This is a genomic window from Mycolicibacter longobardus (genome assembly GCF_002102265.1).
In the GTDB taxonomy this organism is placed as follows: domain Bacteria; phylum Actinomycetota; class Actinomycetes; order Mycobacteriales; family Mycobacteriaceae; genus Mycobacterium; species Mycobacterium longobardum.
In genome coordinates this window covers 121,888-143,611 of record NZ_LQPG01000055.1, presented here as the reverse complement: position 1 = coordinate 143,611, position 21,724 = coordinate 121,888, and the positions used below count along the sequence as shown (strand labels likewise).

The 21,724-nt window shown below is 68.8% G+C and carries 21 protein-coding genes; 6 read left to right on the top strand and 15 right to left on the bottom strand.

The genetic code is table 11. The features are described 5' to 3' along the window. Positions 1-40: 40 nt before the first annotated feature. Together AWC16_RS22090 and AWC16_RS22085 are read right to left on the bottom strand one after the other, a co-directional pair. Positions 41-214, bottom strand: coding sequence for a CsbD family protein (locus tag AWC16_RS22090; RefSeq protein ID WP_085266851.1), 174 nt, complete (start codon positions 212-214; stop codon positions 41-43). An 84-nt stretch (positions 215-298) separates the two neighbouring features. Beyond that, entirely contained in the window at positions 299-934 is a 636-nt protein-coding gene (locus AWC16_RS22085) for a TetR/AcrR family transcriptional regulator (protein ID WP_165759293.1), read from the bottom strand. A gap of 221 nt (positions 935-1,155) precedes the next feature. Between AWC16_RS22085 and AWC16_RS22080 the strand changes: the two genes are divergently transcribed. Then, positions 1,156-2,016: an SDR family oxidoreductase gene (locus AWC16_RS22080; protein WP_085266849.1), complete on the top strand. Its 861-nt coding sequence runs from the start codon at positions 1,156-1,158 to the stop codon at positions 2,014-2,016. 55 nt (positions 2,017-2,071) lie between these two features. On the opposite strand, the gene AWC16_RS22075 is transcribed toward AWC16_RS22080, so the two are convergent. Genes AWC16_RS22075 through AWC16_RS22060 form a run of 4 tightly spaced genes read right to left on the bottom strand, consistent with a single transcriptional unit; the run spans position 2,072 to position 6,137 of the window. Then, complete coding sequence (locus AWC16_RS22075) at positions 2,072-3,139, bottom strand: class I SAM-dependent methyltransferase (RefSeq protein ID WP_085266848.1); 1,068 nt, start codon at positions 3,137-3,139, stop codon at positions 2,072-2,074. A gap of 39 nt (positions 3,140-3,178) precedes the next feature. Further along, the gene (locus AWC16_RS22070; RefSeq protein WP_085266847.1) at positions 3,179-4,612 is read right to left on the bottom strand and encodes a HAMP domain-containing sensor histidine kinase; all 1,434 of its coding nucleotides are present in this window, start codon (positions 4,610-4,612) and stop codon (positions 3,179-3,181) included. Then, positions 4,609-5,328: a response regulator transcription factor gene (locus AWC16_RS22065; RefSeq protein WP_085266846.1), complete on the bottom strand. Its 720-nt coding sequence runs from the start codon at positions 5,326-5,328 to the stop codon at positions 4,609-4,611. The genes AWC16_RS22070 and AWC16_RS22065 overlap by 4 nt, the downstream gene beginning before the upstream one ends. Positions 5,329-5,381: 53 nt before the next feature. After that, a complete protein-coding gene (locus AWC16_RS22060) occupies positions 5,382-6,137 on the bottom strand; it encodes an SOS response-associated peptidase (RefSeq protein ID WP_085266845.1) in 756 nt (251 codons plus the stop codon). Positions 6,138-6,385: 248 nt separating this feature from the next. Here AWC16_RS22060 and AWC16_RS22055 point away from each other — a divergent pair, with 248 nt between their 5' ends. From AWC16_RS22055 to rsgA, 4 genes are all read left to right on the top strand, one after another. Continuing rightward, the gene (locus AWC16_RS22055) at positions 6,386-6,685 is read left to right on the top strand and encodes a PE family protein (RefSeq protein WP_085266844.1); all 300 of its coding nucleotides are present in this window, start codon (positions 6,386-6,388) and stop codon (positions 6,683-6,685) included. 14 nt (positions 6,686-6,699) lie between these two features. Next, positions 6,700-7,944 (top strand): PPE family protein, encoded by a 1,245-nt coding sequence (locus AWC16_RS22050; protein ID WP_085266843.1) that lies wholly within the window; start codon positions 6,700-6,702, stop codon positions 7,942-7,944. Between the two features lie 124 nt (positions 7,945-8,068). After that, positions 8,069-9,361: a 3-phosphoshikimate 1-carboxyvinyltransferase gene (gene aroA, locus AWC16_RS22045; protein WP_085266842.1), complete on the top strand. Its 1,293-nt coding sequence runs from the start codon at positions 8,069-8,071 to the stop codon at positions 9,359-9,361. Next, positions 9,358-10,356, top strand: a complete 999-nt coding sequence (rsgA, locus tag AWC16_RS22040) for a ribosome small subunit-dependent GTPase A (protein ID WP_085266841.1) — start codon at positions 9,358-9,360, stop codon at positions 10,354-10,356. The genes aroA and rsgA overlap by 4 nt, the downstream gene beginning before the upstream one ends. Before the next feature lie 81 nt (positions 10,357-10,437). Here rsgA and AWC16_RS22035 read toward each other — a convergent pair whose 3' ends face one another. The 5 genes from AWC16_RS22035 to AWC16_RS22015 form a co-directional block, all read right to left on the bottom strand. Next, positions 10,438-11,697, bottom strand: a complete 1,260-nt coding sequence (locus AWC16_RS22035; RefSeq protein WP_085266840.1) for a fatty acid desaturase family protein — start codon at positions 11,695-11,697, stop codon at positions 10,438-10,440. 81 nt (positions 11,698-11,778) lie between these two features. Next, complete coding sequence (locus tag AWC16_RS22030; RefSeq protein ID WP_085266839.1) at positions 11,779-12,924, bottom strand: ferredoxin reductase; 1,146 nt, start codon at positions 12,922-12,924, stop codon at positions 11,779-11,781. Between the two features lie 67 nt (positions 12,925-12,991). Then, complete coding sequence (locus AWC16_RS22025) at positions 12,992-13,516, bottom strand: DUF6912 family protein (RefSeq protein WP_109561538.1); 525 nt, start codon at positions 13,514-13,516, stop codon at positions 12,992-12,994. Position 13,517: 1 nt separating this feature from the next. Further along, the gene (gene ppk2 / locus AWC16_RS22020) at positions 13,518-14,345 is read right to left on the bottom strand and encodes a polyphosphate kinase 2 (RefSeq protein WP_085266837.1); all 828 of its coding nucleotides are present in this window, start codon (positions 14,343-14,345) and stop codon (positions 13,518-13,520) included. Further along, complete coding sequence (locus tag AWC16_RS22015; protein WP_085266836.1) at positions 14,342-15,736, bottom strand: WS/DGAT/MGAT family O-acyltransferase; 1,395 nt, start codon at positions 15,734-15,736, stop codon at positions 14,342-14,344. Before AWC16_RS22015 ends, ppk2 begins: the two co-directional genes overlap by 4 nt. Positions 15,737-15,936: 200 nt before the next feature. Here AWC16_RS22015 and AWC16_RS22010 point away from each other — a divergent pair, with 200 nt between their 5' ends. Next, positions 15,937-16,470 (top strand): Rv3235 family protein, encoded by a 534-nt coding sequence (locus AWC16_RS22010; RefSeq protein WP_085266835.1) that lies wholly within the window; start codon positions 15,937-15,939, stop codon positions 16,468-16,470. A gap of 76 nt (positions 16,471-16,546) precedes the next feature. On the opposite strand, the gene secA is transcribed toward AWC16_RS22010, so the two are convergent. The 4 genes from secA to AWC16_RS21990 form a co-directional block, all read right to left on the bottom strand. Next, on the bottom strand, positions 16,547-19,333 hold the full coding sequence (gene secA, locus AWC16_RS22005) for a preprotein translocase subunit SecA (protein ID WP_085266834.1): 2,787 nt from the start codon (positions 19,331-19,333) through the stop codon (positions 16,547-16,549). A 129-nt stretch (positions 19,334-19,462) separates the two neighbouring features. Then, positions 19,463-20,173, bottom strand: coding sequence for a ribosome hibernation-promoting factor, HPF/YfiA family (hpf, locus tag AWC16_RS22000; RefSeq protein ID WP_085266833.1), 711 nt, complete (start codon positions 20,171-20,173; stop codon positions 19,463-19,465). A gap of 131 nt (positions 20,174-20,304) precedes the next feature. After that, positions 20,305-20,952: a ComF family protein gene (locus AWC16_RS21995; RefSeq protein WP_085266832.1), complete on the bottom strand. Its 648-nt coding sequence runs from the start codon at positions 20,950-20,952 to the stop codon at positions 20,305-20,307. 65 nt (positions 20,953-21,017) lie between these two features. After that, positions 21,018-21,671 carry a carboxymuconolactone decarboxylase family protein gene (locus tag AWC16_RS21990; RefSeq protein WP_085266831.1) on the bottom strand — a complete coding sequence of 218 codons (654 nt, stop codon included), beginning with the start codon at positions 21,669-21,671 and terminating at the stop codon, positions 21,018-21,020. Positions 21,672-21,724 lie beyond the last annotated feature (53 nt).

Below are 21,724 nucleotides of genomic sequence, written 5' to 3'. Positions count from 1 at the left end.
GCCCCGCCCGGGCGAACAGGGCGGGGCGCGTCATTTCCTGTCAGTCCTTGAAGGCGTCTTTGATGTTCTCGCCGGCCTTCTTGAGGCTCGACTTGCCCTGGTCGGCCTGGCCCTCGTTCCTCAGGTCGTCATTGCCGGTCGCGTCGCCGACGGCCTCTTTGACCTTGCCCGCGGCGTCCTGCGCGGCATTCTTGGCCTTGTCTGCCAGTCCCATCGTGAAGCTCCTCCCTGGTGCGGCTCTTACGTCATGGAACGTACCCAGGAGGTTTACAACGTAAACGCGGTGCAGGGCGAGGCTTCAGTCCCGGGCAAGGAGCACTTCGAGGCGGTCGAGCATGGCTTCCAGAGCCTCTTCGAACTCGGCGGTGCTGTGGTCCTGCGACAACATCGGCTGCAGACGATGCAGATGCCGATAGTCGGTCAGATTGCGCTCGGACCCTCTGCTGCCCTCGAGGATGGCCTCGTCGGGATGCAGGTCGGCCCCGCGCGCAGACACTTCCAGCAGCAGGTGACCGACCAGGAAGGTGGTGTAGGAGCGGTAGGCGGCAACCGCGGCGCTGTCGTCGAAGCCGTAGGAGATCAGCGTGTCGAGGAAACTCTCCATCCAACGCAGGCTGCGCAGCGGCGGCCGAACCCACGGCGCCTCCGGGGCCTGCGTGGCGACCAGCGGGAAAACCTCGGGGTGGTCCAGGGCGATCTGGCGGACTCCGTGGGCCAGGCGCACCAGGTAGTCCTGCCAGCCGTCCTCTTGGCGCCGCGCGGCGAGTTGATCGGTGTAGAGCCGGTCGATGATGTGGTCGACGACGCCGGTCAGCAGGTCGCCGCGGCCGTGCACATAGCGGTAGAGCGCCATCGCCTCGACTCCGCAGGCGGCCCCCAGCCGCCGCATGGTCAGCTTCGCCAGGCCGTGCCGGTCGATGAAGTCGATCGCCATCTCCAGGATGCCGTCGCGGCTCAACTGCGGCGACACTCGCGGACCGTCGGCCGTGCCGATGTCCTCGACGTGCGGCCTCCGCTGAGGATCGCGATCGTCGGCATCCACCAGACCAACCCCTTCTCGCTGCACCGCCAAGACCGGCTGGTGCCCTAGTTTACGGCGTAAGCCGGTCGGGAGACGCGAAAGCAACGGGCCGGCGGGGGCATAGGGTGACACCTATGCCAAACCCAGCACCCCTCTCGGGCAAGACCATGTTCATCTCGGGCGCCAGCCGCGGCATCGGGTTGGCCATCGCGAAGCGGGCGGCGGCCGACGGCGCCAATATCGCGCTGATCGCCAAAACCGCCGAGCCGCACCCGAAGCTGTCCGGCACCATCTACACCGCTGCCGCCGAGATCGAGGAGGCCGGTGGGCAGGCACTGCCGATCGTCGGCGACATCCGCGACGGGGAGTCGGTGGCCGGTGCCGTCGCGGCGGCGGTCGAGCGGTTCGGCGGGATCGACATCTGCGTCAACAACGCCTCGGCGATCAACCTCGGGTCGATCCTCGAGGTGCCACTAAAGCGCTTCGACCTGATGAACGGCATCGAGGTGCGCGGCACCTACGCGGTGTCGCAGGCCTGCATCCCGCACATGATCGGCCGGGAGAACCCGCACATCCTCACACTGTCCCCGCCGATCCGGCTGGAACCCAAGTGGCTCAAGCCCACCGCCTACATGATGGCCAAGTTCGGGATGACGTTGTGCGCGTTGGGCATGGCCGAAGAGCTGCGCGCGCACGGGATCGCGTCCAACACGCTGTGGCCGCGCACCCTGATCGCGACCGCCGCGGTGCAGAACCTGCTCGGCGGCGACGAGGCGATGGCCCGGGCCCGCACACCTGAGGTCTACGCCGACGCGGCCTACGCCATGGTGACCAGGCCGGCCACCGAGTACACCGGCAACTCGGCGCTCTGCGAAGACGTGCTGCTGGACTCCGGTGTCACCGACCTGTCGGTCTATGACTGTGTTCCCGGCAGCGACTTGGGCGTGGACCTGTGGGTGGACACCGTCAATCCCCCGGGGTATATGCAGCCGTAGCGCACATCCGATCGAACGACGCGGCGCTACATGTCAAGGGCGATGAGCGCGGCGGTCAGCGAGCCGTCGTGGCCTCGTCGCCTTCGACCGGCTTCTGGTAGATCAGCCAGTGCAGCTCGATCGGGCACGCGTCCGGTTCGAGATCGAATACGTCAAGGCCGCGGGCCCAGTCGGCGAACCAGCCGGTGGGGGGCCAAGCGCCGTCGGGCAAATGGGCTTTCTCGTACTCGTACACCAGATCGTCACCGACCAGCTGCAGGCCCAAACCATCTGCTGCATAGTTCATCTCGTCCCAGGTGTAGAACATGTTGTAGCACTGCTGGCTGAGTTCACGGGCGGCCGCGTCGGGCACATAGCCGCCGCGAGTCACGAAAACGTTGAGCACAAAACGCCCACCCGGGGCCAACCGCTGGGCTGCCAGTTCGAATATGTCACGCAGCTGCTGGGTGGTCCGGAAATCCGGGGTGACCTCCGACAGCACAATCAGCTGATAGTCACTGCGCAGACTGTCGCCGCCGGCGAACACGTCACGCTGAACGACGCGGACATCCAGTGCCTCGCGATGCGCGCCCGCACGAATGTCGGCGGCGAAGATGGGTGTCATCTCGACCGCGTCCACCGGATGCCCGCGCCGGGCCAGGGCCAGGCTGTTGCGCCCGGTTCCGGCACCGATGTCCAGCACCCGACAGCTACGGGGATCGGCGGCTTCGCAGGCCAGCGCCCAGACTCGCGCATCGGGTTCGGTGCCGAACAGCGGTGGTTGGCGGGTGGCGAGCCAGCTCTCGTACCCGGCCTCGATCGTCTGCCATTCGGCACGAATCACGTAGTTCAGGACGCTGCCGATCGGGAACTCATAGCTGACGATGATGGTCGATCTCGACGACGCCTCAAAGGCCGCGGCCAACTCCTTCCGCAAGTTCGCCCTCAACTGATCCCGCTGGTCGTCGTCGAGCGGCGCACCCACGCCGGCGAACAGGGTTTCACACATCGTGACGTATTCGTCGAGCATGTCCGGCACAGCCGGCAACTTGATCTGTCCGGAGGCCTCCGCCCTGCGATACAGCCGCCGGGCCATCGCGTCGTGCAGCCCCGGAGGGCGGGCCGACGTGTGCGAATTTTCCATCGCACCGTTGTACCCAATCGGACAGCCGTCTGCCAGCTATCAGCCGGAAACGCCTAGATCTCCCAGCTCGTCTGCCCGCGCCGGGAGGACCAGCCGGAAGGTGGCGCCGCGGTCATTCGTCAGGCAGGTCAGCGACCCACCGTGGGCATCCGCCAGCGCCCGGGCGATCGGCAGTCCGAGACCGGCACCGCCGTGCTCACGGTCGCGGGCGCTGTCCAGGCGCACCAGCCGGTCGAAGATCCGCTCGGCGTCCTCCTCGCGAATGCCGATGCCGGTGTCGGTGACGAGCACCTCGGCGCCGCCGTCGCCACGCCGGACGTCGACAGTGATCCGCCCGCCGGGCGGGGTGTAGCGGCGCGCGTTGTCGAGCAGGTTGGACAGGATCTGCGCCACCCGGGTGGGGTCGATTCGAACGGTCAGGGAGTCCACGCCGGTGCGGGCCACGTGCAGTTGCGGGGCCAGTAGCGCCGCCCGGTCGAGCTGGGTGTCGACGATCCCGATCAGGTCGGTGTCCTTGAGCTCCAGCGGCAACCCCGCATCGATGTAGCTGAGGTCCAGCATGTCGGTGACCAGTCGGGTGGCCCGCCGGGCCTCGGTCAACAGCAGGGTGGCACGACGGTGCTGGCGGAGCAGTTCGGGGTCGGCGGTGTCCGGGCCAGCGGACCGCCCGACGCGTTGGCCGACGCTGCCGGCGATCTGTTCGGCGGCAGCCTGCATTCCCGCGATCGGGGTGCGCAGCTCATGAGCGGCGTCGGCCAGAAAACGCCGGACGGCGGCCTCGGCGCGCCGCGCCGCTTCGGCGGCGCGTTGCGCGCGCATCTCGGAGTCCTCCAACTCATCGAGCATGTTGTCGAAAGCTGCTGCGGCCCGGCCCAGTTCGGTCTTCGGCCGGTCGGGGCGCAGCCGTCGTCCCCGGTCACCGGTGGAGATATCGCGGGCCAGATCGGCAAGCCGGTCCAGCGGCGCAAGCATGGCCCGGCTCACCCCGGCCAACAGCATCCAGGCGAGCAGCAAGGTCCCCAGCCCGGCTCCGATCATCAAGCGCCGCAACCTGCTCAGGGTCTCATCGCCCTCGGTGGTGTCGGCGACCAGGATCACCCGGTCACCGTTGGCCAGGGGATGGACCAGAACCGTCGCAGTCTCTTCGGACTCCGGCGACGTGGTACGAACCTTCGATCCGGTGGTGGCGTCGGGGTCAATGGCGGGGTCGCCGTAGCTGGCACCGTCCGCGGTGACGACGAGCGCGGCGATAGCGGCGCCATTGAGGTGCTGCGAGAGCTTTTCAGCAGATATCCCCAGTGCCACAAGGGAATCTGCGCGCGCGGTGGCCGCCCCCAGCCGTTCGTCCAGGCTACGGGTGGCCCACGCCGCCAAGGTGGCGTTGATCAACAGGCCCACGGCCACCATCAACACCGCGAGCAGTGCCAGCGCCATCATCATCAGCCGGCGGCGCAGCGATGGCGTGGCGGTCATGAATCAGAAAGCTCCAGCAGATAACCGATCCCGCGTACGGTATGCAGGATCCGCGGCCCGTGCGCCTCGAGTTTCTCCTTCAACCCGCTGATGTGAACCAGAGCCAGATCGGGATCGTAGGCTTCATTTCCCCACACCGCGTTGCGGATCTGCACGCTGCTGACGATGCGGCCGCGCTGTTCCACGAGGTAGACCAGCACCCGCAACTCGGTGTCGGTCAAACCCAGCGGGGCGCCCGAACGGGAGGCCATCCCGGCGTCGACATCGACCATCAGATCGCCGAACTGCACAGCTGCGGGCAACCGGCCGCGCCGGCGCATCACCACCCCGACCCGCGAGACGAGTTCGGCAAGCTCGAACGGCTTGACCACGTAGTCGTCGGCACCCCCGTCGAGGCCGCGCAGCCGGTCGCGCAGGCCGTCGCGTGCGGTGAGCAGTACCACCCCGACCTCACCCCAGTTCAGAATCACGTTCATCAGCGCGAAGCCGTCGGGCCCCGGCAACATGACGTCGAGTACCACCAGATCGGGACGGAATCCGTCCAGCACCTGCTCCAAGCCGTGCCCGTCGGGCCGGGTGGCGGTCAGATAGCCGGCGTCGGACAGCGCCTCGCTGACCATCTCGCGGATCGTCTCGGAATCTTCCACCACCAGCACGCGCGGCGTCCCGGTGAAGGGACTGCCGTCACGCCGCTCGGCGGATCGGGAATAGTCCATGGCCCATTGATAACATCGTCGCGCCCGGGCGGGCGAAACCACCTGGTCGGACGTCAGAGCAAATAGCCCTGCTCGGGCTGCGGAGTTGCCGCCGCGATCAACTCCGGCGAGTTGTTCCGCACGCTGTTGACCAACGACGAGACCTCACGCAGCGCGATCCCGGCCACCTCCGACGCGCGGGCCAACTGCCTGGTGTCAATCGAATCATCCGGGTCCAGCCAACGGTCCCACTGGTTTTCGGGAAGCAGCAGCGGCATCCGGTCATGTATCCCGGCGAGGTCCCCGGCGGCCGCGGTGGTGATGATTGTGACGCTCAACACTGCCTCGGACGTTCGTTGCGGCCGCCACACCGACCACAGCCCCGCAGCGAACAAGGTCGTGCCGTCTCCGTGGATGTAGAACGGCGTCTTACGGGCCTTGCGCCCGGCCGACCCGAGGGGTTCAGGCCGCCATTCGTAATAGCCGTCCATCGGCACCAGGCACCGTCGGCGATCTGCGGACGCGCGAAACGCCGGCGCGGTGGTGACCTTCTCGGCGCGGGCGTTGATCAGCACGGGGCCGCCCACCACGGGCGCGCCGTCGGGGCCGGCCTTTGTCCACGGCGGCACCAGCCCCCAACGCATCAACCGCAGCCGCCGGGTCGGCTCATCACCAGGCTCGGAGTGCCGGCAGACCACCGTCGCGACGCCGTCGGTGGGCGCCACGTTGTAGTTCGGGCCGGAATCGGCGGTTGTCGGTATCTCGTTGATCGCGTCGATCCGGGTGGCCAGCAGCGCCGGGTCGGTGGTTGCCACGAAACGCCCGCACATGTCTCCATGGTGACAGCCGATTGATCCGGCGCGCGAACGCCCGATTCATGGACTCGGACCGGGTCGCAAGGTGAACGGCAGGCGTCGGCAGATTAACGGGCAGCCCTAGCCGATGAACATTAGATCCGAATCGGTGAACAACGCGTGTAACAGCTTTTCAGGCCCGGACACAGCTGCTTAACCTGGCAGCGTCCTGGAAGTTTCAAGCGAATTCCTGTCCGCGATGGCCAGGCGAGGAGGAGTTACACGTGTCCACCGTTGTTGCGCAGCCGGAGGTACTGGCTGCGAGCGCCCGAGAACTGCAGGCCATCACCGCGGGCATGCAGGCCGGAAACGCAGCTGCGGCAGCCCCGACAACCCAGGTCACCCCCGCAGGAGCTGACATGGTGTCGATCCTGACTGCCGTCAACTTCGCCGCGCACGCCGAGCTCTACCAGGCGGTCGGTGCTCGCGCCGTCGCCATGCAGGAGATGTTGGGTGCGGTGCTGAACATCAGCGCTGGGTCCTACGAGATGACCGAGGCCGCGAATGCGGCCGCGGTCGCCTAGTCGAGGTCGACGCAATGGACTTCGGCAGTTTGCCCCCTGAGATCAACTCTGCGTTGATGTACGCGGGTGCCGGCTCGGCTCCGCTGTGGGCCGCCTCGCGTGCCTGGGAAACTCTGGCCGCCGACATACACGCCACCTCCGCCGGGTACGCATCGGCGCTGGCGGACCTGACCGCGGACTGGCAGGGTCCGGCAGCGGCTTCGATGGCGCGCGCGTTCGCACCGCACCTGGAGTGGCTGAATCGGGCTGCCGCACAAGCTGAGCAGGTCGCGGCGCAGGCGGGTGCTGCCGCGGCCGCCCACGATGCGGCGTTTGCCGCGACGGTTCCGCCGGCGGTCGTCGAGGCCAACCGCGAGACCATGATGGCGTTGCTGGCGACGAATGTCCTGGGACAGAACACGCCGGCGATCGCGGCCACCGAGGCCGCCTACGGCGAGATGTGGGTGCAGGACGCTGCCACGATGTACGGCTATGCCGGTCAATCGGCCGCCGCGTCGAGGTTGACGCCGTTCACGGCGCCGGCGCCCACCACCAACCCCGGCGGAGTGATTGCGCAGGAGGCGGCGGTCGCCCAAGCCGTCGGATCCGCGGCCGCGACCGACACCGAAACGCTGACGGCCCTGACCTCGGCGCTGCCCGGCAGGCTGGGCGAGTTCGCCAACCCAGCCCTGAACGGGTTTGTCGAAGATCTGCTGAACCCGATCACCATGGACGGGTCGAGCATCACCTTCAACGGCATACTCGGCGACTTCATGCGGGGGTTGACCGGGTCGGAGACGCTGAGTGCCTCCAGCCCGATGGACATGTTCATCCGGATGGTGTCGCCCACCCGTCTTTTCACGACGGCGTTCAAGGACTTGGACGGCCTCTCGCATTCGTTGTTCCCGGTGTCGAAGTCCGCCGCCGAGGGCGCCGCCAAGGTCGCCGAAGGAGCCGCGAAAGCGGCCGAAGGTGCTGCCAAGGGCCTGGGCGCCGGTATCTCGGGAACCATCGGCAAGGCCTCGTTGGTCGGTCCGCTCTCGGTGCCGCAGGCCTGGAGCGCCGCCGTACCGGCGGCCGCAAGCCAGGCCGCCACGATTCAGCTCAGCAGCGTCGGCGGACTGGCCGGGGCGGGAGCCGGCCCGGCTGCCCACAGCGCCATGGGCGGGATGCCGATGGCGGGCGCCGGCGGTGGTCGCGGTGGCGGCTTCGGCGCCTTCGGCACTCCCCGATACGGATTCCGGCCGAGTGTGGTCGGACGTCCGCCTGCCGGAGGATAGCCGGGTAATCAGCGCTGGCGGAGCGCCGATACCAGCGCCGGCTCTATGCGGCGGTCCCAGCTTCGCCTCTCCTCCGTCGAGCCTCACTGAACCGGCCGGAGCCAGGCGCTGGCAGGATGAAACCGTGACGACTTGGCCGGCACCGACGACCACCGCTCCCGTCAACGCGACGGTGGCCGTGCCCGGCTCGAAATCCCAGACCAACCGGGCGCTGGTGCTGGCCGCGCTGGCCGCCGCGCGCGGCGGCGGGGTCTCCACCCTCTCCGGCGCCCTGCGCAGCCGCGACACCGACCTGATGCTCGATGCGCTGCGCGCTCTGGGCCTGCGGATCGAGGCGGTGGCCCACCATGTGACCGTCAGCGGCGGGATCGACCCGGAGCCGGACACCCGGCTGAACTGCGGCCTGGCCGGCACGGTGCTGCGGTTCGTGCCGCCGCTGGCCGCGCTGGGCACCGCCACCGTCACCTTCGACGGGGACGAGCAGGCCCGAGCCCGGCCGATCGCGCCGCTGCTGGACGCGATGCGCGGCCTGGGTATCGCGGTCGACGGTCACGCCTTGCCGTTCGCGATCCGCGGCGCCGGTGCCGTGGCCGGCGGCACCGTGGAGATCGACGCCTCGGCGTCCTCGCAGTTCGTCTCCGGCCTGCTGCTGGCCGCCGCGGCATTCGACGACGGCCTGACCGTGGTGCACACCGGAGCCTCCCTGCCGTCGGCTCCGCACATCGCGATGACGGTGGCGATGCTGCGGCAGGCGGGAATCGATGTCGATGACGCCACGCCGAACCGCTGGCAGGTGCGGCCGGCGACCGCCACGGCCCGGCATTGGGAGATCGAGCCCGACCTGTCCAACGCCACCCCGTTTCTGGCGGCCGCGGTGGTCACCGGCGGCAGCGTGCGCATCACCGGCTGGCCGACCGCCGGTGTTCAGCCGGGCGGCGCCATCATCGACGTCATCGGCAGCACCGGGGCCCAGATAAGCCACGCCGATTCGCAGCTGCAGGTGCGGGGCCCGCGGAGCCACGGCGGATTCGACGTGGACCTGCGCGCGGTCGGCGAGCTCACCCCGACGGTGGCGGCGCTGGCGGCACTGGCCGCCCCGGGGTCGGTGTCACGGCTGAGCGGTATCGCGCATCTGCGCGGACACGAAACCGACCGGTTGGCGGCGCTGACGGCCGAGATCAACCGGCTGGGCGGCGAGGCCGTCGAGACCCCCGACGGCCTGGTCATCACCGCGACCCCGTTGCACGGCGGCATCTGGCATTCCTACGCCGATCACCGGATGGCCACCGCCGGTGCGATCATCGGGCTGCGAGTCCCCGGGGTCGAGGTCGAGGACATCGAGACCACCGCCAAGACGCTGCCCGCGTTCCCCCGGATGTGGGCTGAGATGCTGGCCGACTCGGGGTCGGGCGTTTGAAGCCCGGCGACTACGACGAGTCCGACGTCAAGGTCCGCCCCGGCCGGAGAACCCGGCCGCGCACCAAGATCCGCCCCGAACACGCCGACGCGCGAGCTGCCATGGTGGTCAGCGTCGACCGTGGCCGCTGGGGTTGTGTCCTAGACGGGCCGGACGGGCCAGACGGCCCGGCCGATCTCCAGGTCACCGCGATGCGTGCCCGCGAGCTGGGCCGCACCCCCATCGTCGTCGGCGACCGCGTCGACGTCGTCGGCGACCTGTCCGGCCGCCCCGACAGCCTGGCCCGAATCGTCCGTCGGCGGCCACGCCGAACGGTGTTGCGGCGCACCGCCGATGACACCGATCCCACCGAGCGGGTGGTGGTCGCCAACGCCGACCAGTTGCTGATCGTGGTGGCACTCGCCGATCCCCCGCCACGCACCGGCTTGGTCGAGCGGGCGCTGATCGCCGCCTACGCGGGCGGCCTGCAGCCGATCCTGTGCCTGACCAAGACGGACCTCGCCGATCCGGACCCGTTCGCCGACCAGTTCGCCGACCTGGATCTCACGGTGGTCACCGCGGGCCGCGACGACCCGCTCGACGCCGTCGCTCCACTGCTGGACTCGCGGGTCACGGTGCTGCTGGGACACTCCGGCGTCGGCAAATCCACCCTGGTGAATCGTCTTGTTCCGCAGGCTGATCGGGCGGTGGGAAGGGTCACCGACATCGGCCGGGGACGGCACACCTCCACCCAGTCGGTGGCACTGCGGCTGGCCGGCTCCGGCTGGGTGATCGACACTCCCGGAATCCGGTCGTTCGGGTTGGCCCACATCGCGCCCGACGACGTGCTGCTGGCGTTCTCCGACCTCGCCGAGACGATCGGCGACTGCCCGCGCGGGTGCGGACACCTCGGGCCGCCCGCCGACCCCGAATGCGCACTGGACACCCTGACCGGTCCGGCGCAGCGCCGTGTCGAGGCGGCCCGCCGGCTGCTCACGGTGCTGCGGGAGGGTTAGCCGGTACCCACAGCGCGACGGTGAATCTCACGACGCACGAGCCGCGTGTCGCGTCGTGAGATTCCGTCTCGGGACTTCGGGTCAGGCGGCCAGGTCGATCCGCTTGTCGCGACGCCAGCCACGCACCGCGGCGATAGCGGTCTTGAGCCCGCGGCGGCGCCCGGTTGCCGGATCGATGCGAGAGAATCCGGGCTCCAGGTCGGCGAACATCTTCTCGCTACGGGTCTCCGGGGCGTCATCGGCGGTGTCGCGCAGGAAGCGGTCCGGCAGCGACAGTTTGGCGATGGTGCGCCAGGTCTTGGCGTACTGCACCAGGAACGGACCGGAGGTGTAGGGCAGGTCGTACTTCTCGCACACCTGGCGAACCCGCACCGCGATCTCGGGGTAGCGGTTGCTCGGCAGGTCCGGGAACAGATGGTGCTCGATCTGATGAGACAGGCTGCCGCTCATGAACCGCATCGGCTGTCCCGCGTCGATGTTGGCACTGCCCAGCAGTTGGCGCAGATACCACTGGCCCCGCGACTCGCCGACCATGTCGGTCTTGGTGAATTTCTCTGCACCGTCAGGGAAGTGACCGCAGAAGATGATCGCGTTGGACCACACGTTGCGGATCACGTTGGCGATCGCGTTGGCCTTCACCGTTGTACCGAAGGTCGCGCCGGGCGACAGCGAGGTCAGCGCCGGGAACGCGATGTAGTCCTTGAACACCTGCCGACCGGCCTTGCCGGCGAACTCCCGCAGCCGCACCAGGGTTGCCGCACGGTCGCTGCGGCCCTTGAAGATCTTGCCGACCTCCAAGTGCTGCAACGCGACTCCCCACTCGAACCCGATCGCCAGAATGGTGTTGTACAGCAGGTTGAACAGGTTGAAGCGTTTCCAGGGGGTGTCGCGGGTGACCCGCAGCAGGCCGTAGCCCACATCGTCGTCCATCCCGAGGATGTTGGTGTACTTGTGGTGGGCGAAGTTGTGGGTGAAGCGCCAGTGCTTGGAGAACCCGGCCATGTCCCACTCCCAGCCGGTGGAGTGGATCTCCGGGTCGTTCATCCAGTCCCACTGGCCGTGCATGACGTTGTGGCCGATCTCCATGTTCTCGACGATCTTGGCCACCCCCAGGGTGGCCGCGCCGGCCCAGCGCGCCCAGCGGCGAGAACCCGCCGTCAGCAGCACCCGGCCGGTCACCTCGAGCGCGCGCTGGGCGGCGATGGTGCGGTGGATGTAGCGGGCGTCGCGCTCCCCGCGGGAGGCCTCGACGTCACGGCGGATGGCATCCAGCTCGGCGGCGAGGTTCTCCACGTCGGCGTCGCTGAGGTGCGCGAACACCTCGACGTCGGTTACCGCCATCGGACCGCCTTTCGGGAAGTGCTGCCGTCTTGACCTACGCTATCGTAACCTACGTCTCCGTAGGTTACCAGCGGGTAATCGTCAGACGTCCAATTCGCAATCGCCGGCCGCTGTGCTGACACAGGTCTGGATCCGGCTGCCCGGCTCATGCTCGGCGCCGTTGCGCAGATCGCGGACCTGTCCGGCCACCAGAGTCACCACGCAGGACTGGCAGATGCCCATCCGGCAACCGAACGGCATCGGAACCCCGGCCCCCTCGCCGGCCTCCAGCAGTGTCGTCGCCGCGTCCGCGACGACACTCTTGCCGCTGGTCGCGAAGGTGACCGTGCCGCCGCCCTCGGCTGTCGCGGTGCGCGCCAGGGTGAATCTCTCGATATGCAGTTGGTCGGCGATCCCGGCGGCCGCCCAGAGCCGCTCGGCGTCGCCCAACAACGCCGCCGGTCCGCAGGCCCAGGCCTGCCGGGAACGCCAGTCGGGCACCTCGCGGTCCAGGGTCTCCGGCCCGCGCAGCTCCAGCCGGCCCGAGTCCCGGGTGGTACGCAACAGCAGCCGGTAACCAGGATGGTCCCGCGCCAGAGCCGCGAGTTCATCGGCGAACAACGTGTCGGCGGCGGTGGGCGCCGAGTGCAGATGGACGACGTCGGTGATGGCGTCGCGGCGCGCCAGGGTCCGCAGCATCGACATGATCGGGGTGATCCCGGATCCGGCGGTCAGGAACAGCACCGCGGCCGGCGGCGGGTCCGGAAGCACGAACTCACCCTGCGGTGCGGCCAGCCGCACGACGGTGCCCGGGGCGACGCCGTCCACCAGGTGACTGGACAGAAAGCCCTCCGGCATCGCCTTGACGGTGATGGCGATGGTGCGGGCCCCGCTCACCGGCGGGGAGGTCAGCGAATAGGACCGCCAGCGCCAGCGCCCGTCGACCAGCAGACCGATGCCGATGTACTGGCCGGCCCGATAGTCGAACTGAAAACCCCAGCCGGGCTTGATCACCAGCGTCGCCGAATCCGCGGTCTCGCGGCGCACCTCCACCACCCGGCCACGCAGCTCACGGGCCGACCACAGCGGGTTGGCCAGCCGCAGATAGTCATCCGGCAGCAGCGGCGTGGTGATCTGCGTGGCGATGCGGCGCAATGCGTTCCAGCCGCGGTGCCGGTCGGCGCCGGACACGGTGGGGCGCCTGGTGTCGCCGATGTGCGCGGTGATCGCCGAATGCTTCTTGCTCACGAAAACTTCCCTGCTCGCTGACCGGAGGTCGATAAACCTACGGTAGCGTAACTTAGCCAAGCCGACATCAGAGCAGGTCGAGCAGGAACGGCAGCTCCTGGGTGGCGTACCAGGCCAAGTCGTGGTCCTGGGCGTCGCCGACGGTCAGCTCGGCGTCCTCGTCGCCGAGGTCGGCGTCGTCGATCACCGCTATCGCCGCGAGCACCGCCGGCTCGGCCGCCGCATTGTCCACATACGCCGCGACCACATCGGAGAGCTCGACCGGGCCGACCAGCCGGACCACGGCAGCGTCCAGATCGGGGCGGGCCGTGGGCCCATCGGCTCCATCGGCGATGTCGGCGACCAGCACCGCCCGCCGGGTGGGCAGTGCCTCATCGCCCGCAGCCGTATCGGCGGCGCCGAGTAACCGCAGCGACGCCAGCGCCGCCTCGCCGAGCGCGACTTCGGCCAGTTCGTCGTCGTCGCCGTGCGCGTAGGACTCCCGCAACGCCGGCGTCACCGCGAAGGCAGTCCCGCTGACCGCCCGCAGCGAACCGTCGGCGACCAGTTGGGCCAGCATGGCCAGGGTCGCCGGGATGTAGACCCGCATCAGCTCACACCTCGCCCAGCAGCCCAGCGGCGTAGTCGTCGACGTAGTGGAAGTTGCCGCGCCCGGGCCGCCGGTAATCGCCGGTCATGACGGGCTTCTTCGGCAGATCCACCCGCTCATGCGGCACCTCGGAGTAGGGAATGGTCGACAACAGATGCGACATCATGTTCAGCCGCGCGTGCTTTTTGATCTCCGACTCGACCAGATACCAAGGGCTTGGGGCCACATCGGTGTGAGCCAGCATCTCATCACGGGCCCGGGAGTAGTCGTCCCAGCGGTGCAGCGCCTGCAGGTCCATCGGGGAGAGCTTCCACTGTCGCAGCGGATCGTTGCGCCGCTTGCGGAATCGGCGCAGCTGCTCTTCCTGGGAGACCGAGAACCAGTACTTACGCAGCAGAATTCCGTCGTCGATCAGCAGCTGCTCGAAGACCGGGGCCTGCCGCAGGAACTCCGAATGCTCTTCGGGCGTACAGAATCCCATCACCTTCTCCACCCCGGCACGGTTGTACCAGGACCGGTCGAACAGCGTGATCTCACCGCGCGCCGGCAGGTGCGCGACGTAACGCTGGAAGTACCACTGCCCGCGTTCGCGTTCGGTGGGGGCCGGAAGAGCCGCGATCCGCACCACGCGCGGGCTGAGGTATTCGGTGATGCGCTTGATCACGCCGCCCTTGCCGGCGGCATCGCGTCCCTCGAAGATCACCACTATGCGGGCGCCGGTTTGGCGGACCCATTCCTGGAGCTTGACGAATTCGCTTTGCAGCCGGAGCAATTCCCGCTCGTACACATCGTCGGCGAGCCGCTGGTCGACAGCTGCGAATTCGTCACTCACTTGGCCGCCTCCAACAGTTCGGCGAGCGCCTCGTCCAACAGCGCCGAGACCATGCCTACATCACTCATCGCCTTGCGGTCGGCGTTGACCCCGAAATACAGCTTGCCGTTGTAGGACGTCACCCCGATGGTCAATGCCTTGTTGGGCAGCAGCGGAGGCACGCTGTAACTCTCGAGCAGTTTCGCGCCGCAGACGTAGAGCTGGCGCTGCGCACCGGGCGCATTGGTGATCAACAGGTTGAACACCCGCCCGGAGAACCCGGCGAAAGCGGTCGCAACCCGAACGCCCATCGCGTGCAGAGTCGGCGGGGCAAAGCCCGCCACGGTCAAGATGGTGCGGGCGTCCACCAGGCCGGTCGACGTGGGATGCGACTCGGTGGCGTAGGCGATCTGGGAGAGCCGGACCACGGGATTGGGTTCTCCCACAGGGAGGTCCACCAGAAACGGTGTGACGGAACCGATGGGTTGGCCCGCCGAGTCGAATTCGTGGTCCGGGTACACCGACAACGGCGCCAGGGCCCGCACGGTGCGCGTCGAGGGCACCGGTTCGCCGCGCGACAGCAGCCAGTTGCGCAGCGCGCCGGTGATCACGGCGAGCACCACGTCGTTGATGGCACAGTCGTAGCGGGCCCGCACCGTGCGATAGTCCTCCAGCTCGCCCTGCGCCACGGTGAAGAGGCGGTTCTGCGACACCTGGGTATTGAGCGGACTGCGCGGCGCCGCGCCGCGCGTGATGGTCCGTGCGGCGTCGAAGGCCTTGCGGCTCGCCCAGCCCAGCGGGCTGCCCACCGTGGACCCCACCGCACGCAGCTGGGCGCGCGGGGCTGCCACCCAGTCCCCCACCGCACCGAGCACCAGTTCCACCGAACCGGGCTCGTGCCGCGGCACCCAGATGTCTTCATCGAACGGCGGCGGGCGCTGCGTCCGGTCCACCAGGACGTGCCCCAGGGCCGGCGCCGCCATTCCGTTGACCAGCGTCAGGTGCGACTTGAGGTAGAGGGCGATCCGATTGTCGGCCAACCCTTCGATCAGATACATCGCCCACAGCGGCCGGGATCGGTCCAGCGGTTGTTGACCCAGGCGCGCGACCAGCTCGTGCAACTGCCGGTTGCTGCCGGGCGAGGGCACCGCGAGATGGCGCACGTGGTAGGTGATGTCGAACTCGTGGTCGTCCACCCAGACCGGGCTGGCCAGGTTCATCGTGACTTCGCGGATCTTCTGCCGGTACCGCGGGATCTGCGGCAGCCGTTGCTCGACGGTTTCCAGCAGCTTCTCGTAGCTCAGTCCGTTGCGCGGCTTGCGCAGGATGTACAGCGACTGCGCGTACATCGGCGTGGTCGTGTTCTCCAGCCGGTAGAACGAGGCATCCGACGCCGACAGCCGGTTCACCATCGCGGCCCCTCCTCCCTGCTGACTCGATCCGGCCGGGCGCCGCACCCGGAGATCGCAGAAAAACACTGCCGCTCACGGTAGCCCGCCGCTGCAGCGCTGCGCACGCGGATACGCACCGGCGGCGATTGTGCGATGATCGCCGGGCACGTCCTGCCACTCTCCAGCAGGCCCATCCGCCGGATCGACTTTGGAGAGCTGCCGTGACGACCGACCCCGCACCTGCGCTGAGCCCGACCGTCGCACCGGTGGTCGACTACGAACCACCTGCCCGCGCCGCACTGCCGTACCGGCCCGCGCAGCGGGCATCGGCGCGATCGGCCCGGCCTCGCCGCGCGCACCCGCCGAGAATGCGCCCGGCGGTGCGCCACATGCTGCCGCCGCGGCTGCAGTCGGCCGCGATGTTCGCCGACGCCGCGCTGCGCCGGGTCTTGGAGGTCGTGGACCAACGCCGGCCGCCGACGCACCTACATCCGCTGCTGGCTGCCGGGCTGGCCGAATCGGTGCTGTCGGTGCGCCCGGTGACGCCGCCGGGCCGGACCGAGCCCGCGACGCTCCAGCGGGTGCGCGTCCAGCCGGCCGGTTCCGGTGAACCGGCCAGCGCGGTAGAGGTTTTCGGGACCTACCGGCGCGGACGGCGCACCCATGCGCTGGCCTGCCGCGTCGAGCCGGTTTCCAGGCCCGGAGCCGGCGGAGACGGCACAACTTGGCAGATCGTCGCGCTGCACATCGGCTAGCGCCGATCGCAAGCGCGGCGAAGCCACGCGCGACGGGTCGGCGCCATCGGCTGAGGGCTTCCAGCCGTCACCGGCCTCAGCTCTTGCGCGGTGTCTTCGGCATCCGGGACCCACGGCCTTCCCGGCGGGCGGCCTCACGGCGCTCGCGGCGGGAACCGCCAGACCCCGCCGTCTGCAGGTCACGGTTGCGCCGGACCTTCGCCGAGCCGTCCTCGTCGGGACCGGAGTAGGTCAGCCCCGCTGCGCCATCGGCGCCGTCGGCACCGTTGGCGCCGTTGGCGCCGTCGATTCCCTTGGCGCGCAACGCGAACTCCGCCAACCCCTCGGGGGCGTCCACCGGTGCCACCGACTGCTTGGGCACTGCCTCGACGGCGACGTTGAACAGGAAGCCGACGCACTCCTCCTTGAGCCCGTCGAGCATGCCGGTGAACATGTCGAAGCCCTCCCGCTGGTACTCCACCAGGGGGTCACGCTGAGCCATCGCCCGCAGGCCGATGCCCTCCTTGAGGTAGTCCATCTCGTAGAGGTGCTCGCGCCACTTGCGGTCGAGAACGCTCAGCAGCACACCGCGTTCCAGCTCCCGCATGGCGCCGGACCCCGCGGTCTCGTCGACCTGAGCCTCACGCGCGGCGTAGGCGTTCTCGGCGTCGGCCAGCAGCGCCTCCAGCAACTCCTCGCGGGTCAGGTCGTCGGCCTCGCCGATGTCGTCGGCATGCAGCAGTTCGTGATAGTCGATCCCCACCGGGTACAGGGTCTTCAGTGCCGTCCACAACTGCTCGAGGTCCCAGTCCTCGGCGTACCCGTCGGCGGTGGCACCGTCGACGTAGGCGGTGATCACGTCCACGAGCATGTCGTGGGCCTGCTCGGCCAGGTTCTCGCCGTCCAGGATGCGGCGGCGCTCGGCGTAGATCACCTTGCGCTGCTGGTTCATCACCTCGTCGTACTTGAGGACGTTCTTGCGGATCTCGAAGTTCTGCTGCTCGACCTGGGTCTGCGCGCTCTTGATCGCCCGGGTGACCATCTTGGCCTCGATCGGCACATCGTCGGGCAGGTTCAGCCGGGTCAGCAGCGACTCCAGCGCCGCCCCGTTGAACCGTCGCATCAGCTCGTCGCCCAACGACAGGTAGAACCGGGACTCGCCCGGGTCACCCTGCCGGCCGGACCGGCCGCGCAGCTGGTTGTCGATACGCCGCGACTCGTGCCGCTCGGTGCCCAGCACGTAGAGGCCCCCGGCCTCGATCACTTCCTTAGCCTCGGCGGCCGCCTCCGCCTTGACCTCGCGCAGCACCGCATCCCAGGCGGCCTCGTACTCATCCGGGGTCTCCACCGGGTCCAGGCCCTGGTCGCGCAACCGCTGGTCGGCCAGGAAGTCGACGTTGCCGCCGAGCACGATGTCGGTACCGCGGCCGGCCATGTTGGTGGCCACCGTGATCGCGCCGCGCCGACCCGCCTCGGCGATGATGTGCGCCTCGCGCTCATGCTGCTTGGCGTTGAGCACGTTGTGCGGGACGCGACGCTTGGTCAGCTGCTTGGACAGGTACTCCGAGCGCTCCACGCTGGTGGTGCCGATCAGCACCGGCTGACCCTTCTCGAAACGCTCGGCGACGTCGTCGACGACCGCGAGGAACTTGGCCTCCTCGGTCTTGTAGATCAGGTCGATCTGGTCGGTACGCGCCATCGGCTTGTTGGTCGGGATGGGCACCACGCCCAGCTTGTAGATCTCGTGCAGCTCGGCGGCTTCGGTCTCGGCGGTGCCGGTCATGCCGGCGAGCTTGTCGTAGAGCCGGAAGTAGTTCTGCAGGGTGATGGTGGCCAGGGTCTGGTTCTCGGCCTTGATCTCCACCCGCTCCTTGGCCTCGATGGCCTGGTGCATGCCCTCGTTGTAGCGCCGCCCCACCAGCACGCGGCCGGTGAACTCGTCGACGATGAAGACCTCGCCGTTGCGAACGATGTAGTCCTTGTCGCGGTTGAACAGCTCCTTGGCCTTCAGGGCGTTGTTGAGGTAGCTGACCAGCGGCGAGTTCGCGGCCTCATACAGGTTCTCGATGCCGAGCTGGTCCTCGACGAACTCCACCCCGAGCTCGTGCACACCGATGGTGCGCTTGCGCAGGTCCACTTCATAGTGAACGTCCTTCTCCATCAGCGGCACGATCCGGGCGAACTCGGTGTACCAGTTGGAGCTGCCGTCGGTCGGCCCGGAGATGATCAGCGGGGTGCGGGCCTCGTCGATCAGGATGGAGTCGACCTCGTCGACGATGGCGAAGTTGTGCGGGCGCTGCACCAGCTGGTCCAGCGAATGCGCCATGTTGTCGCGCAGATAGTCGAAGCCGAACTCGTTGTTGGTGCCGTAGGTGATGTCGGCGTTGTAGGCGACGCGCCGCTCGTCCGGGCTCATCTGCGACAGGATCACCCCGACCTCCAGGCCGAGGAAGCGGTGCACGCGACCCATCCACTCACTGTCGCGCTTGGCCAGGTAGTCGTTGACGGTGACGACGTGCACGCCCTTGCCGGCGATCGCGTTGAGGTAGGCCGGCAGAACACAGGTCAGGGTCTTGCCCTCACCGGTCTTCATCTCGGCGACGTTGCCGTAGTGCAGGGCCGCCCCGCCCATCAGCTGGACGTGGAACGGCCGCTGGCTCAGCACCCGCCAGGCGGCCTCGCGGGCCACCGCGAACGCCTCCGGCAGCAGGTCGTCGAGCGATTCGCCGCCTTCGTAGCGCTCCCGGAATTCGTCGGTCTTGGCCCGCAGCTCCGCGTCGGTGAGCTTCTCGACGTCGTCGGAGAGGGTGTCGATGTAGTCGGCGACCTTCCTGAGCCGTTTGACCATCCGGCCTTCACCAAAACGCAGCAACTTGGACAGCACGGCTGGTCCCCTACTCAGTCTCCGGTATTACGAGCGTCACCCATGGTAGGTGACACCGTTGCGACGAGCGGCAATGCGGCGGCAGAGCAGGTGTCGGGGCGGCGTTCCCGCCGGGTCGGATGAACGGCGTCAGACCAAACGGATCAGGCCGTAGTCGTACGCGTGCCGGCGGTAGACCACCGACGGTTGATCGGTCTCCTTGTCCTTGAACAGGAAGAAGTCGTGACCGACCAGCTCCATCTCATACAGCGCGTCGTCGACGGACATCGGCGTGGCGGCGTGCTCCTTGGTCCGCACGACCCGGCCCGGCTCATGGGCCGCGCCGGCACCTTCGCCGTGCCCGGCACCGTCGCGGTGGTCGGGTTCGGCGGTGCCGTCCCGGTTGAACGCCGCGGCGAGGGCGTCCGGGTCCAGGGTGGTGGTGGCCCCGGTCGCCTCGGCCAGCGACAGCGGAGTCTTGTCGCCGTAGGAGACGTTGCGGCGGTCCTTGCCGCGGCGCAGCCGGCCCTCCAGGCGGTCGACGGCGGCCTCGAACGCGGCGTAGAAACTGTCGGCGCGGGCCTCGCCGCGAACTACCGGCCCGCGGCCGTGCACGGTGATGTCGATCTGCTGGCAGGACTTTCGCTGGCGGCGATTGTTCGCATGCTTGAGTTCGACGTCGAACAGGCGGATGGAGCGGTCCAGCCGCTCCAGGCGCGCCAGCTTCTGCGCGACGTAAACCCGGAAGTGGTCTGGTATCTCGACGTTGCGGCCCTTGACGACGATCTCCGCTCCCGACTGATCGGGGCTCTCGTCGGCGTCGGCCTGCGTGCGGCTGGTTTCCACGAATTGATTTGCCATGCTCGACACTCTTTTCTGTCGTCTCGACCACGTGGTGCTACAGCTCGATGGTCCACCGGACCTCTTGATGACGACCGTAGCCATGCCGCCGAGGACTTGCCACCGATTTGGCGCACCATTTGGTTGCCGTCTCATGCCGATGCGATCACCAACGCCGCGGCCACCGGAATTCCGGCAGATCGCAGCACCCGCACCGACTCGGCAAGGGTGGCACCGGTCGTGACGACGTCGTCGACGAGCAGGACGTCACCGGGGCCGGCCGCCGCGGGCAGCCGGCCCCGGCGCAGCAGCACCCGGCCGGCAACGTTGCGTTCCCGGGCGCCGATGCCCAGGCCGACCGAGTCGCGGGCCAGGGCCCGCATCCGCAGCACCGGAGCCACCGTCAGGCCGCCGTGGCGGGCCGCCACGGTGGCCGCGATCCGCCCGATCGGGTCACCGCCGCGGCGCCGGGCGGCGCTACGCCGGGTGGGAGCCGGGATGAGGGTCAGCGGCAACTCCAGCATCCGCCAGCACAGCAGCCGGTGCAGCGCCCCGGCCAGCGACCATGCCAGCGGAGCGATCAGGTCGGTACGCCCGCGCTCCTTGACCGCGACGATCGCCTGCCGGCGGGCCCCGGCGTAGCGGCCCAGCGCGAACACCGGCACCTGCGGATCCAGCCGCGGGCTCACCAACCGCGGCTGATCCGGTCCGGCCGTCAGCTGTGCGGCGCAGACCGCGCACCATCGGGTTCCCGGGGCGCCGCAGCCCCCGCACTGCAGGGGAAGCACCGCGTCGAGCACATGGGAGATGCTGCACCCGGGCACCGACAAACTCAGCCACGTCAGGCCAACCAGCAGGCCGGCCGTTACTCCCCGGCCAGGTCTGCCGACAGGTCGGCGACCGCCGCCCCCTCCGGCACCCGGACCTCCTCGATCGGCTCGGGCCGGTCGTCGAACTCCAGGCGCAGCGCCCGGCAGATGGTGGCGTGCATGTCATACATGCAGGTGATGTAGGTCAGCTCCAGGATCTCGGGGTCGGACAGGTTCGCCTTGAGCACCGCGAAGACCTCGTCGGCCACCCGCCCGCCGTCATAGACCAGGGCATCGGTGTAGGCCAGCACCGCCCGCTCGATCCCGGAGAACGCGTCGCTGACCTGCCAGGACGGCAACGCGGCAATCTTGGCTTCGGACATGCCCAGCGAACGCATCTGCTTGCAGTGCTGGGAGAAGACGAACTGGCTGCCTCGTGCGTAGCCGGCTCGCGCCTGACCGAGCTCACGCAGCAGCGGGTCCAGGGAGGCGTTGCGGTACAGGGCGAACCCGCGCACCGCATGGGCGAACACCTGGGGCGCCTGCGCGAACACCGTCCACCAGTCACCCGGTGTGCCGTGGACGGTGCGGTGTCCCCCGGACGCCGCGGGGGCTGCCGGGTCTATATCAGGGCCGAACAGCCGGTCGTAGAAGAACAGGATCTGCTCGTCGGTCACTTCGGCGCGCGGGATCTCGCGGAGTCGGGGCATGGTCTTCCTTTCCGGCCTGCAGAACGGCGCCTACTACGTGATGTCGTACTTCT